This is a genomic window from Pseudoalteromonas sp. SWYJZ12 (assembly GCF_015864395.1).
In the GTDB taxonomy this organism is placed as follows: Bacteria; Pseudomonadota; Gammaproteobacteria; order Enterobacterales; family Alteromonadaceae; genus Pseudoalteromonas; species Pseudoalteromonas arctica.
On the sequence record NZ_JADYXH010000007.1, the window covers coordinates 117,364 to 131,758 of the forward strand.

The 14,395-nt window shown below is 40.4% G+C and carries 9 protein-coding genes; 7 read left to right on the top strand and 2 right to left on the bottom strand.

Annotated features, from left to right (window positions below):
* Positions 1–105 precede the first annotated feature (105 nt).
* The 3 genes from hutC (at position 106) to hutH (ending at position 4,091) form a co-directional block, all read left to right on the top strand.
* Positions 106–813 (top strand): histidine utilization repressor, encoded by a 708-nt coding sequence (gene hutC / locus I6F42_RS10810; protein WP_007582045.1) that lies wholly within the window; start codon positions 106–108, stop codon positions 811–813.
* 66 nt (positions 814–879) lie between these two features.
* The gene (gene hutU / locus I6F42_RS10815) at positions 880–2,553 is read left to right on the top strand and encodes a urocanate hydratase (protein WP_197152107.1); all 1,674 of its coding nucleotides are present in this window, start codon (positions 880–882) and stop codon (positions 2,551–2,553) included.
* A 2-nt stretch (positions 2,554–2,555) separates the two neighbouring features.
* The gene (gene hutH / locus I6F42_RS10820; RefSeq protein ID WP_165735258.1) at positions 2,556–4,091 is read left to right on the top strand and encodes a histidine ammonia-lyase; all 1,536 of its coding nucleotides are present in this window, start codon (positions 2,556–2,558) and stop codon (positions 4,089–4,091) included.
* Here hutH and I6F42_RS10825 read toward each other — a convergent pair.
* A complete protein-coding gene (locus tag I6F42_RS10825) occupies positions 4,088–4,858 on the bottom strand; it encodes an NADP-binding protein (RefSeq protein ID WP_197152109.1) in 771 nt (256 codons plus the stop codon). The genes hutH and I6F42_RS10825 overlap by 4 nt on opposite strands.
* Positions 4,859–4,974: 116 nt before the next feature.
* Here I6F42_RS10825 and I6F42_RS10830 point away from each other — a divergent pair, with 116 nt between their 5' ends.
* From I6F42_RS10830 to I6F42_RS10845, 4 genes are all read left to right on the top strand, one after another.
* A complete protein-coding gene (locus I6F42_RS10830; RefSeq protein ID WP_197152111.1) occupies positions 4,975–7,002 on the top strand; it encodes a methyl-accepting chemotaxis protein in 2,028 nt (675 codons plus the stop codon).
* A 371-nt stretch (positions 7,003–7,373) separates the two neighbouring features.
* Positions 7,374–10,088, top strand: coding sequence for a preprotein translocase subunit SecA (gene secA, locus I6F42_RS10835; protein WP_010553814.1), 2,715 nt, complete (start codon positions 7,374–7,376; stop codon positions 10,086–10,088).
* Positions 10,089–10,156: 68 nt separating this feature from the next.
* Positions 10,157–10,555: an 8-oxo-dGTP diphosphatase MutT gene (gene mutT, locus I6F42_RS10840; RefSeq protein ID WP_010553815.1), complete on the top strand. Its 399-nt coding sequence runs from the start codon at positions 10,157–10,159 to the stop codon at positions 10,553–10,555.
* Positions 10,556–10,578: 23 nt separating this feature from the next.
* Positions 10,579–11,646 carry a phosphotransferase enzyme family protein gene (locus tag I6F42_RS10845; protein WP_010553816.1) on the top strand — a complete coding sequence of 356 codons (1,068 nt, stop codon included), beginning with the start codon at positions 10,579–10,581 and terminating at the stop codon, positions 11,644–11,646.
* Between the two features lie 288 nt (positions 11,647–11,934).
* On the opposite strand, the gene I6F42_RS10850 is transcribed toward I6F42_RS10845, so the two are convergent.
* Positions 11,935–14,010 (bottom strand): M13 family metallopeptidase, encoded by a 2,076-nt coding sequence (locus I6F42_RS10850; RefSeq protein WP_010553817.1) that lies wholly within the window; start codon positions 14,008–14,010, stop codon positions 11,935–11,937.
* Positions 14,011–14,395: the final 385 nt, after the last annotated feature.

Below are 14,395 nucleotides of genomic sequence, written 5' to 3' on the forward strand. Positions count from 1 at the left end.
TACGCCCAGAGTGATGAAAATATAGTCTAACAACCCATCTTGTATATACAAGGTAATTGTGTCATCTTATTTATATAGTTTATTTTTAATGTAACCATAAATTTAATGACGACACCTAAATTTGCGCAAATAAAACAATTCATTGTTGATAAAATTCGCAGCGGTACGTGGCAAGAAAACCAACGTGTTCCCTCTGAAAACGAACTAAGTAGTCAATTTAGTGTCAGCAGAATGACAGCCCGCCGAGCACTAAGCGAATTAACCGAGGCAGGTATTTTAACCCGCAGCCAAGGGCTTGGTACATTTGTAGCCACATTTAAATCGCAGTCATCGTTACTCGAAATAAAAAACATTGCTGATGAAGTAAAAGAGCGTAACGGCAACTACACCTGTAGTGTACTCATACTTGAATCAATAAATGCAGTCGCACCTATTGCCATTGCGCTTGGTGTTGAGATTGACAGTGTTGTATATCGAAGTGTACTCGTGCATAACGAAAACGACAGCCCCTTGCAGCTAGAAGAGCGTTTTGTAAACCCTGCACTTGCGGCTGGTTACTTACAACAAGACTTTAGCACGCTTACACCTCATGAATATCTATCTAGTGTTGCACCACTTACCCAAGCGAGGCATACCGTAGAGGCTATTATGCCAAACAGCGAAATGTGCCAATGGTTAAACTTATACAACGAAGAGCCGTGCTTACAAGTTATTCGACGCACATGGTCTATTAACGGCATTGTAAGCTTTGCGCGCCTTGTATCACCAGGCAGTAAATATCGCTTAGGTGGTCACTTAACATTTAAAAAATAACAAACAATAGCGCTTACTGCGCTTTTTTTATAACAAATCACCTTGTATATACAACAGGAGCAAAACATGAACAACCGACTCGACACAAGTCGCGTAATACGTGCACCTCATGGCGATAAAATAAGTGCTAAAAGCTGGCAAACTGAAGCTGCTAAGCGCATGCTAATGAATAATTTAGACCCTGAAGTTGCAGAACATCCTCATGCACTTGTTGTATATGGTGGTATTGGCCGAGCAGCTCGTGATTGGCCAAGTTATGACAAAATTATAGAAACCCTCGATAGACTCGAAAGCGACGAAACTCTGCTTGTACAATCAGGAAAACCCGTTGGTGTATTTAAAACCCACAGTAATGCACCTCGTGTACTTATTGCCAACTCAAACCTTGTTCCACACTGGGCAAATTGGGAGCACTTTAACGAGCTCGATAAAAAAGGCTTGATGATGTACGGACAAATGACAGCGGGTTCTTGGATTTATATTGGCTCGCAAGGCATTGTACAAGGCACTTACGAGACCTTTATAGCCATGGCAAAGCAACATTTTTCAGGCAGTGCTAAAGGTAAGTGGGTATTAACGGGTGGCCTTGGTGGTATGGGCGGTGCGCAACCACTTGCCGCTACAATGGCAGGGTTTAGTGCGCTAGTTGTTGAATGTGATGAAAGCCGTATCGATTTTCGTATAAAAACAGGCTACGTTGATGTAAAAGCAACGAACCTTGAACACGCACTGCAATTAATAACCGACGCGTGCATAAAAGGTGAAGCCCTATCAGTTGGCTTACTTGGTAACGCTGCCGATGTATTTAGTACACTGGTTAAAACAGGTATTACACCTGATGTAGTCACAGATCAAACATCAGCTCACGATCCATTAAATGGTTACTTACCACAAAACTGGACAATGGAGCACGCAGCAAAAATGCGTGAGCAAGATCCAAAAGCGGTAGTAAAAGCGGCTAAACAATCAATGGCAGTCCAAGTTAGAGCCATGCTGGCGCTGCAAAAAGCGGGTGCCGCCACTACTGATTACGGAAATAATATTCGTCAAATGGCGTTTGATGAAGGTGTTACCAACGCGTTTGATTTTCCTGGGTTTGTACCCGCCTATATTCGCCCTTTATTTTGTGAAGGTATTGGCCCATTTAGATGGGTAGCATTATCGGGCGATCCTGAAGATATCTATAAAACCGACGCTAAAGTAAAAGAGCTTATTCCTGATGATGCACATTTACATAATTGGCTTGATATGGCGCGTGAACGCATTCAATTTCAAGGGCTACCTGCACGTATTTGTTGGGTAGGTTTAAAAGATAGAGCACGCCTTGCATTGGCCTTTAACGAAATGGTTAAAAATGGCGAACTTAAAGCCCCTATCGTTATTGGTCGTGACCACCTCGACTCGGGCTCAGTTGCCAGCCCTAACCGCGAAACAGAAAGTATGAAAGATGGCTCAGATGCGGTATCGGACTGGCCATTACTCAATGCACTGCTTAATACGGCAAGTGGCGCTACTTGGGTGTCTCTTCATCATGGTGGCGGTGTAGGTATGGGGTTTAGTCAGCACTCTGGTGTGGTTATTGTTGCCGATGGTACAAATGAAGCTAAAGAGCGTATTGCTCGCGTACTTTGGAACGACCCAGCAACGGGTGTAATGCGCCATGCTGATGCTGGATACGACATAGCAAGGAACTGCGCCAAAGAACAAAATTTAGACCTACCTATGCTAAACGAGGAATGATCATGTTCGAACTTACTCTCACACCAGGCTCACTTAATTTAAACACACTGAGAAAAATTAATAATTCACCGGTAAAGTTAAGCCTTGCAAAGCATGCTGAATCGCAAATAGCAGCAAGCGCGCAAACCGTTCAAAACGTTATTAATGAGCACCGCACTGTATACGGGATTAACACCGGGTTTGGGTTATTAGCTAATACCAAAATAGCCGACGACGAACTTGAATTATTACAGCGCTCCATTGTGCTTTCACACGCTGCGGGCATTGGCGAATACATGGATGACAGCACAGTAAGGTTAATGATCACCTTAAAAGTAAACTCGCTTTCGCGCGGCTACTCGGGTATTCGCCTGCAAGTAATCCAATTTTTTATGCAGCTGCTTAGTAGCGAAGTATATCCGTGCGTGCCTAAAAAGGGCTCTGTGGGGGCATCGGGGGATTTAGCCCCTCTTGCGCATATGTGCCTACCTTTATTAGCTGAAGGTCAAATGCGACATAAAGGAAAAATAATTAGTGCAGCACAAGGGTTAAAAATAGCGGGGCTTGAACCTCTTACCCTTGCAGCTAAAGAAGGCTTAGCATTATTAAATGGCACACAAGCGTCGACTGCGTTTGCACTACAAGGCCTATTTAGAAGCGAGAACTTATATGCACAAAGCTGCGTTATCGGCTCGATAAGCATAGAAGCTGCAATGGGTAGTCGCGCGCCATTTGATGCACGTATTCATGATATTCGTGGTCAGCGCGGACAAATAGACACCGCTCAAGTATTTAGAGAGCTACTCGATACGCACTCTCAAATTAGTGATTCCCACGTAAATTGTGAAAAAGTACAAGATCCATACTGCCTTCGCTGCCAACCTCAAGTGCTAGGTGCTTGCCTAACTCAGATACGCCAAGCCGCAGAAGTATTGTTATGCGAGTCAAACGGTGTAACCGATAATCCGCTAGTTTTTGCCGATGTAGGCGACATAATATCGGGAGGTAACTTTCATGCAGAGCCAGTTGCAATGGCCGCCGATAACTTAGCTATCGCAATTGCCGAAATTGGTGCATTAGCAGAAAGGCGAATTGCATTACTTATCGATTCAAACCTATCCAAATTACCGCCATTTTTAGTTGAAAACGGCGGTGTAAATTCAGGATTTATGATTGCTCAAGTTACCGCTGCAGCGCTTGCGTCAGAAAACAAATCATTAGCGCATCCGGCTTCGGTCGATAGCTTGCCTACATCTGCAAATCAAGAAGATCATGTCTCTATGGCAACCTTTGCAGCAAGGCGCTTAGATGAAATGGCCAATAATACCCAAGGTGTTTTGGCAATAGAATGGTTAGCATCGGTTCAAGGGCTAGAATTTAGAAAGCCGCTTGAACCATCAAATAAAGTGCAAAGCGCTAAAGCGTTGTTACGCGAGCATGTAAGTTATTATGATAAAGACCGCTACTTTGCTCCCGATATCGAAGCTGCTAATACATTACTAAGTGAAGGTAAGCTATGCGACTTCATAGAGAGCAGTCCCCTGCCTTCAGCATATTAAATACCATATTGGTAAGTAAAGCCTAGCGCTTCAATAGCTGAGCCAATAACTTTGCGCTCAGCTTTATCATCACTGGTAAAGCGTGGTAACTCGCCACCATGTTCTGCACACTTCACTGCATAGTATTCAGCTTTTGTTGGGTGCGCAGGATTAACAACATTATAAATATTTTGCCCTACTTGCCAATGCTCTATCACCGCAAAAATAGCATTAATTACATCTTGTTGATGCACCATATTTACTACTTGCTCACTTGATGTATTGAGCTCTTTGCCTGCCACAAAACGACCCGGTTCTCTATTAGGCCCTAGTAATCCAGCTAAACGCAGCACTTTCCCGTCTTGCTCAAGTACTTGCTCTTCTGCCTCATAGAGCTTTATTTGGCGCTCGTTTGTGCATGAAATATCGCAACTTTCGCTATATACACCAGGCTCTTGATCGTATACCCCGGTTGACGAGCATAATAAAAAGCCCTTTGCGTTTAACTCCTTTGAGAGCTTAAGCGCTGCGGTGAGTGTTTCAGAATAATTACTTTCACTGTGCCTGCTACGTGGTGGAATAGCACATACCCAATAAGCATCTAGTAAATCAACTTGATGTCTTAATTGCCCATCTTCAAGTGTAAACTGACGCTCAAAATCAAACTCGTGTATATCTGTTCTATGCGTTCCTTGTACTTGCCAAGCCACTTTTTGTGCAATTACGCACAAAGCATGCCCTAACCAACCTGCACCTAATACTACTAATTTATTACTTTTATTTGTCATTTTTGTATAAGCCTTTATTTTAAACGCATAATTAGTGGTTTTTATCTAACTTTATAGAGATTTTAAGTAAGATATGATTAGATATAATTTCATAAATAATAAAAATATGCGCACTCATGCTAAATAATTTATCATTACGGAAGAAAATATTATTATTGATTGGTGGAACAATTACCGTTTTACTAATTATCGCCTCAACATTTTTTGTTAAACACATTGCCAACCTCTCTAGAGAAAACATAGAAAACGAAGCGCAAAGTTATCTACAGACAGAGCAACTTTCAATGCAAAGTTACTTTGCAATGTACGGTAAAATGGTATCAACCTTTGTTAATAACCCACATTTAATCAATTTTTTTGAAAATTGGGATACTCGCGATCAAGCACTCGAAAGCGCGTCAGGTTACAACGAAGTAAACCAAGACTTTGTGCGTTTAAGCTCAAACGACGAAAACATTTTATCGGCCTTTTTTGCCTCAGCAACCACCGGTGAATACTTTAAAGAAAATGAACGTACAAGTCACTACAACGGCCAGCCTTATTACGCCTACAAGCGTGGTTGGTGGCAAGAAGCCATGCAAGTTAACAAACTTTACGTAGGTCCAATCTCTGTTGATTTAACCACAGGCGTAGCATCTGCAGTAGTACAACAACCTGTTTATAACGCACAGCGTAAACTCATTGGTATGGGCGGTGTTGATTTACAACTAAACAAAATTAACGACATGGTCGAAAATATTCGCTTTAACGGCCAAGGTTATGGATTTTTACTCGATGGAAATCAAAAAGTAGTTCACTTTTCAAAAGCCACTGGACACAAACTTTCAATTACAGATGAAGGTGCAAACGGTAAAGAAGGACTCGATGCGCTTGAGCAACAATTTACAGATACAGCAGGCTTTAAAGAATTAAATACACAAATGCGAAATAACCTTAAAGGCAGCCAAATGGTTACTTTTAAAGGTGAGCAGTTTTATGTGGTTTACCATCGCTTACAGCTAGATCAGCCTTATATAGATTGGTATGTAGGTTTACTTATTCCTACTAGCATGATTGAAGAGCCCGTAAATGCCGCAGTAACCGCAACAACAACTGCAGTAGTTATTATCTTAATTATTATATTAGCCATGATTTTATGGGCTACCCATATGATTTCAAAACCCATCACAACACTTACGCACATTATGCGTGATATAGCATCGGGTGAAGGCGACCTTACTCAAAAAATTGATATTAATAGCCAAGATGAAGTGGGACAGCTGGCCAATCATATGAACACTTTTATTGATAAGTTACGCGCCATGATGCTAGAAACCGCAGCGCAAGCAGAACAGCTAAGTAATGCAGCAGCTCAGCTAAGACATGTTTCTGAGCAAACTAATTCTGAAATTCAGCAAGAGAAGCAGCAAGTTGATAGCGTCAGCGCTGCGGTAACTGAAATGGCGACTACTGTGCTTGAAATATCACGTAATGCACAACATACAAATAACGCAGCTGAAGAAGTTCAGGCAATTACAGCTGAAGGTGCAAGCCGTTCTACACAGGCGCAAAAAGTAATGACTGAACTGGCGTTGCATATTGGCGAAGCATCTAAAGTGGTAGCAGGCCTTGAGCAAGAAAGTAATAATATTGGCGCATTAGTCGATGTAATTAATTCAATAGCCGATCAAACCAACTTACTTGCGCTTAATGCGGCTATAGAGGCAGCTCGTGCCGGTGAACACGGTCGAGGCTTTGCCGTTGTTGCTGATGAAGTACGCTCACTAGCAAGTCGCACACAAGAATCAACTGACGATATTCGTAATATGATTTCGCGCTTGCAGCAAATAGCTCAACAGGCCTCAGTGATGATGCAACAAGGACAAGATCAAACCGAGGGCTCAGTACTGCAAACTAAAGAAGTACTTAGCTCACTTCACAATATTGCGCAGTCGGTCACTAAAGTACAAGACCAAAGTCATCAAATAGCCACGTCAACTGAGGAGCAAACAGTCGTTGCTGAAGATATTAATACGAGCCTTTCGGCAATTAATAACTTAGTGAACAGTACCGCTGACCATGCGCACACCCTCGCTGACGAAGCTCGTGACTTAAGTGGTTTAGCTGCAGCACTTAACAAAACGGTTAACCAATTTAAATTATAAAACACTCATTTAATAGCTGTGTTTAAGCGTCAAACTTAAGCGCAGCTATAACCCTTGTTTTTAATTTATTTAGCACCATATCTTTACAGTTCGCTACTATTTTTACTGTAATTGAGTAATACAAAGTTATTTTTACGAACCAGATCAAATTTTTCGATTTTATACACAGATCTTTTTATTGAGATAGTTTGTTGTTTGGCAGAGTCTGGTATAGTAGCGCACGTAATAAACAGTGCTTTTTGAGCGGTTTAATACGATATTGCTAATTAATATGTTCTAAGTGTTATTTAAAAGCACATATTAATTACCAATTGTTAAAAATGGGTTAGCCGATACTCGGCTGACAAAGAATACATTGTAACGGTTTTATCATGATATCTAATTTATTTACCAAGCTTTTTGGTAGTCGCAATGACCGCACTATTAAAAACTTAAGAAAGACGGTCGCGCTAATCAATGCGCTAGAAACGCAACTTGAAGCGCTTTCTGATGAAGATTTAAGAGCTAAAACAGCCGAGTTTAGAGAACGTTACGATAACGGACAAGGCCTTGACGATATCCTACCTGAAGCTTTTGCTGTGGTACGTGAAGCGTCAAAGCGTGTAAATGGCATGCGTCATTTCGACGTGCAGTTATTAGGTGGTATGGTTTTACATCAAGGTCGCATTGCAGAAATGCGTACCGGTGAAGGTAAAACACTAACAGCTACCCTACCAGCTTATTTAAACGGCTTAACAGGCAAAGGTGTTCACGTAATTACTGTGAATGACTACCTTGCTAAACGTGATGCTGAAACCAACCGTGCGTTATTTGAATTTTTAGGCCTTACTGTAGGCTGTAACGTACCGGGTATGATGCCACAGCAGAAGAAGCTAGCTTATACTGCTGACATTACGTACGGTACAAATAACGAATTTGGTTTTGACTACCTTCGCGATAATATGGCTTTTAGCATTGATGAACGTGTTCAGCGTCCATTATTTTATGCCGTAGTCGATGAAGTGGATTCAATCTTAATTGATGAAGCGCGTACTCCGCTTATTATTTCAGGCCCAGCTGAGGACAGCTCTGAGCTATACACTGAAATAAATACCATCGTTCCTTTACTTGAACTTCAAGAAAAAGAAGACGAAGAAGGTGTTGAAGGCGACGGCGATTACACTATTGATGAAAAGTCTAAGCAAGTTCATTTAACAGAACGTGGTCAAATTAAAGTAGAAGAGCTACTTACCGAACGCGGCTTAATTGAAGAAGGCGATTCGCTTTACTCAGCAGCAAGCATTACGCTACTAAGTCACGTTTATGCCGCCCTTCGTGCCCACAAGCTATACCAAAAAGATGTTGATTACGTAGTAAAAGAAAACGAAGTAATCATTATCGATGAGCATACTGGTCGTTCAATGGAAGGTCGTCGTTGGTCAGAAGGTTTACACCAAGCTGTTGAAGCTAAAGAAGGTGTAAATATTCAGAACGAAAACCAAACACTTGCATCTATTACGTTCCAAAACTACTTCCGTTTATACGAAACATTAGCAGGTATGACAGGTACTGCCGATACTGAAGCTTTTGAGTTTCAATCTATCTACGGCCTAGATACTGTTGTTATGCCAACTAATAAGCCAATGGTTCGTGATGATCGCGCCGACTTAGTTTACCTAACACAAGAAGAAAAATACGAAGCAATTTTAATTGACATTAAAGACTGTCAAGACCGCGGACAACCGGTACTTGTAGGTACTATTTCAATTGAAAGCTCTGAGTATTTATCGCAGTTTTTACGCAAAGAAAAAATTAAGCACAACGTACTTAATGCCAAATTTCATGCGCAAGAAGCAGATATCGTTTCAGATGCTGGCCTACCAGGTACAGTAACAATTGCAACCAACATGGCCGGTCGTGGTACCGATATCGTGTTAGGTGGTAACTGGAACAGTGAAGTTGAAAAACTTGAGAACCCAACTGCTGAGCAAATTGCTGAAATTAAAGCAGCTTGGAAAATTCGCCATGATGCGGTAATTGATGCTGGCGGTTTACATATCATTGGTACTGAACGTCACGAATCTCGTCGTATAGATAACCAATTACGTGGTCGTTCTGGTCGTCAAGGTGACGCCGGTTCTAGCCGTTTTTACTTATCGATGGACGATGCACTAATGCGTATCTTCGCTGGTGAACGCATGACTAACATGATGCGTAAACTAGGTATGCAACGCGGTGAAGCAATTGAACATCCATGGGTAAACCGTGCGATTGAAAATGCACAGCGAAAAGTAGAAGCACGTAACTTTGATGTTCGTAAGCAACTACTTGAATACGATGATGTAGCAAACGATCAACGTCGCGTTGTTTACTCTCAACGTAATGAGCTACTTGAAGAAGGCGATATTTCAGAAACTATCACAGCAATTCGTGGTGATGTTCTTGCTAGTGTAATTGATCAATACATTGCACCACAAAGCCTTGCTGAAATGTGGGATATTCCTGGCCTTGAAGAACGTTTAAAACAAGACTTCTTAATTGAATTACCAATTACTCAGTGGTTAGCAGATGACAATAAACTATACGAAGAAAAACTTCGTGAGCGTATTGAGCAGGCGGTTGAGCAGTCGTACAAGCAAAAAGAAGAGCAAGTTGGCGATTCTGTTTTACGTCAATTCGAAAAAGCGATTATGCTACAAAGTCTTGATCAGCATTGGAAAGATCACCTTGCTGCTATGGATCACTTACGTCAAGGTATTCATTTACGTGGTTACGCGCAAAAGAATCCTAAGCAAGAGTATAAGCGTGAGTCGTTTGAGCTGTTTTCTGAAATGCTTGAAAACTTGAAAGTAGATGTTGTAAGCATCCTAAGTAAAGTACAAGTACGCGCAGAAGAAGATGTTGAAAAAGTAGAAGAGCAACACCGTAAAAGTGAAAATGCTCCTCGCGAATACCAACATGAAGAAGCTGAGCAAGTAGGTGGCGAAGCGCCAGCACCAGAAACAGCTACTGTAATGGCTCGTACAGAACCAAAAGTAGGTCGTAATGACCCTTGTCCTTGTAAATCAGGTCAAAAATTCAAACAATGTTGCGGTAAATTAAAATAGCCCAATATTGTTATTAGCTTATTAAAAAGCGGCGCTAGCGTCGCTTTTTTTTATGGAGTTTTAAAGTAATGACTATAGAAATTGTACATGTAGCTGTTGGTGTTATTAAGAAAAATAACGCTATATTCATTTGTAAACGCGCAGATGAACAACATCAAGGCGGTTTATGGGAATTTCCTGGTGGCAAAGTAGAAGCAGGTGAAAGTGTTTTTGTTGCACTTAAACGCGAGCTTACTGAAGAAGTTGGATTAACGATTCACAGCTCTAGCCAACTTATGGTGATTGAACATGACTACGGCGATAAATGCGTTAAATTAGATGTACACGTAGTAAGTAACTTTAGCGGTGAAGCACATGGCGCTGAAGGGCAACCTAGTGAATGGGTAGCAATTAGTGAATTAGAAAATTATGATTTTCCTGAAGCTAATGCTGAAATTATCGAGAAAATAGTAGCTCGATACGCATAACAAACTAGGTACAAGTGAGCACAATGAACATCTCAATACAAAATAAGCTAAGCGAACAATTAGCATTAAATCCTGAGTTAACTCAAGTTAGTGTGATTGGTAGCGGCCATATAAATAGTACATGGCTACTTACGTGTATTGATAAACAGTTTATTGTGCAAAAACTTAATACTGAGGTATTTAAATACCCTGCTCAGTTAGTAAGTAATGCAAAGCTAATTGAGCAGCATTTAAATACCAAACAACTACAAAGCAACTACCCCCTTGAAACAGTTAAACATATAGCCATACAAAACAACGAACACTTAATAGAAATTGATAGCGCGCATTATCGCGTCCTTAGCTATATTAGTGACAGTTACAGCGAAGACGTTGTTAAAAATGCGCAACAGAGCGAGCAAGCGGCTTACGCCTTTGGCGTGTTTGCTCATGCATTACAAGATTTTGATACACAACAACTACATACTGTAATTCCTGATTTTCATAACTTAGCGATGCGCTTTGAGCAATTAAATACCGCAATCACAAATAACTCTGTAAATAGAGTAAAGCACTGCGCTGACGAAATAGAATATTGCTTATCGCAGCAACATTTAATCACCGAGCTTAATAGCATAGCTAAGCAGATACCACTTAGAGTGTGTCATAACGATACAAAAATAAATAATATGCTGTTTTGTAGTGCAACTCACAAAGCAAAAGCAGTGATTGATTTAGATACCTGCATGGCGGGATTTAGGCTTTATGATTTTGGCGACATGGTACGCACTTTCTGCTCCCCCGAAGCCGAGGATTCAACAAACTTACACAACGTTATTATTCGAAAAGATATATTTTCAGCCATTGTTAAAGGCTATGTAACGCCATTAAAAAGTAGCATGAGTACAAAAGAACAAGAAAGCCTGCTGTTAGGCGCTAAAATAATGCCGCTCATGTTAAGTGTGCGCTTTTTAACTGATTACTTAAATAACGATGTGTACTTTAAAGTGGCTCATGCAGAGCATAATTTAGAGCGAGCACAAAACCAACTCGCGCTTTATAAAAACATACTCAGTAACGAAAAATGGATGCACCAATGCTTAATGAGCTAAAGCTTATTTAACCTGAACTCTGGTTAAGAGATTTATTAACGTATTGAATCATGGTGATATTTAAATTTATTTTCTCTAGCCAGAGATTTTTAGTGAAAACAAGGCGAATTTACGCGTCAATAGCTGGCCTATTGCAAGTAAATTCAACGCAGTTAGCGCTGAAAATAGCTGCTTGAGATAGTTTTATTACCCATAGTTTAGGTTATTTACAAATTCAAGATACAAAAAAACCAGTAAGCTAAAAACTTACTGGTTTTTTATTAACTTTAAATCGGTCTATTTAGTAAATTACCAAATTTTTACGCGATCTTCTGGTTTGATATACATTTTATCACCTTCTTTTACGTCAAACGCTTCGTAAAACTCAGGCATATTCGACAAGATACCGATTACACGGTAGTGACTTGGTGAATGAGGGTCTGTTAATAAACGATTACGTAACTCTTCATCGCGATAGTTACGACGCCAAATTTGTGACCAACCCATAAAGAAGCGTTGATCGCCTGTGTAACCATCAATCACTGGTGATTTTTTATCACCTAAAGACAGCATATACGCTTTATGCGCAACCGTTAAGCCACCTAAGTCACCAATGTTTTCGCCAAGCGTTAGCTCGCCATTAACACTTGCATCTTCAAACGGTTTATATTCGTTATACTGTGCAACTAAAGCCGCTGTACGCTCTTCAAATTGCTTAAGGTCAGTCTCACTCCACCAGTTACGTAAGTTGCCATCACCGTCATATTTAGCACCTTGGTCGTCAAAACCATGACCAAGCTCATGCCCAATTACTGCACCAATTGCGCCGTAGTTTACAGCATCATCCGCTTCTAAATTAAAGAATGGCGGTTGTAAAATAGCTGCTGGAAATACAATTTCGTTGTTTACTGGATTGTAATACGCATTTACTGTTTGCGGAGTCATGTGCCACTCAGAGCGATCAACTGGTTTACCCAATTTAGCAATCATGTCTGCGTATGCCCATTCGCTATAACGAATGTAGTTACCTACTAGCTCATCTGAGTTAATATCCAGCTCTGAGTAATCTTTCCACGTGTCTGGGTAACCAATTTTAGGCGTAAATTTGTCTAGTTTTTCTTTCGCTGCAAGCTTTGTTTCAGGGCTCATCCACTCAAGATTTTCAATAGCAACACCGTAACCTTTAATTACGTTATCAACTAATTCTTCCATGCGTGCTTTAGCTTCTGGCGGGAAGTTATCTTTAACGTATACCTTACCTAAAATTTCACCAAGTACACTGTTAGATGCATCAACCGCTTGCTTCCAAAGAGGTGCTTGTTCTTCTACGCCACGAAGTGTTGTGCTGTAAAAGTCAAAGTTAAGGTTAACTAAATCTTCACTAAGTAGCTCTGCATAACCACTTACAAAATGAAATTTTAAGTAGTTTTTCCACGTCGCTAAATCAGTGTCTTTGTAAATAGTAGCAAGTGCTTCTAAGTAGCTTGGTTGACGTACAATAATGTCACTTGCACTCACGCCTGCATCTTTAAAGAATGCAGCTAAATCAAGGTCACCCATCAACTTGCTTGCATCTGCTACTGTCATCTTGTTATAAGATTTAGTTGCATCACGGCTTTGCACACGGCTCCACTGAGCATCAGCTAGTGTTTTTTCAAATGCAAGTACGCTCTTAGCTGCTTCTGCTGCATTTTTAACGCCTGACTTTGCTAAAACATCAGTGATGTATTGTTCGTAAGAAGCGCGAATTTTAGTGAATTTTTCGTCATCTTTTAAGTAATAGTCACGATCAGGTAAACCAAGACCCGACTGAGATAAATACAATGCATACTCACTTGAATTTTTAGCATCGTTATTTACAAACCAACCAAACGGTAAAGTACCGCCTTGTTTTTGAATTTTAGCCATTAAACCCACTAAATCAGCTTTAGATTTAACGCTATCAATTGTATCTAATGACGGTTGTAATGGCGTAATACCTAGCTCATTACGCGCATCTTTATTCATATAGCTTTTATAAAATGCACCAATTTTGTACTCATCACTGCCTTTTTTAGCGGCTTTGTTTGCGGCTGCACTTTCAAGGGCTATTTTCATCGCTTTTTGCGACTCATCATATAACTGCGAAAAAGAACCGTAGTTAGATTTATCACCTGGTATTTCAGTTTTAGCTAACCACTGACCATTTACATGGTAGTAAAAATCGTCTTGTGCGCGTACTGAACTATCCATATTAGCTAATTCAATACCAAGCTCTAGTGGTTTTTCAGCGGGTGCTGTTACTACTGGAGTGTCGGTTACTTTTGTTTCTTGTTGTTTTTCACCACAACCTACCAAGCCAAGCGCAAGTGCGATACTTGCAGCAGCCATTGTTACTTTATTCATAATTATTCCGTTTGTTAGTTAGAATTGAATCATACCAATCTGCTTATATATGGGGTCTATTTAACGTTAAGAAAATTACGCTAGAACCAGGCAAAAGTTTTTGTATCTAGTTGCTCTAAATAAAAAATTTTTAACGACGTTATAGTGCAATTTAATTCGTTAAATTGATCAAAGACTTATGCAGGTTGGTATCACATACCAACTCCATTAAATTCTTGAATATAGCAGGAGTAAAAATAGCACTGCCTACACGCTTTTACTTAATGGAATGGGTATCAAAGAGCTTTCGATCAATATAAAGCCCACGCAGTATCATAAACCTCATTAAGCCAACAATAAAATGGAATATGTAACAAAGTATTTTGAATGCGGTGAGCTGCCAAAT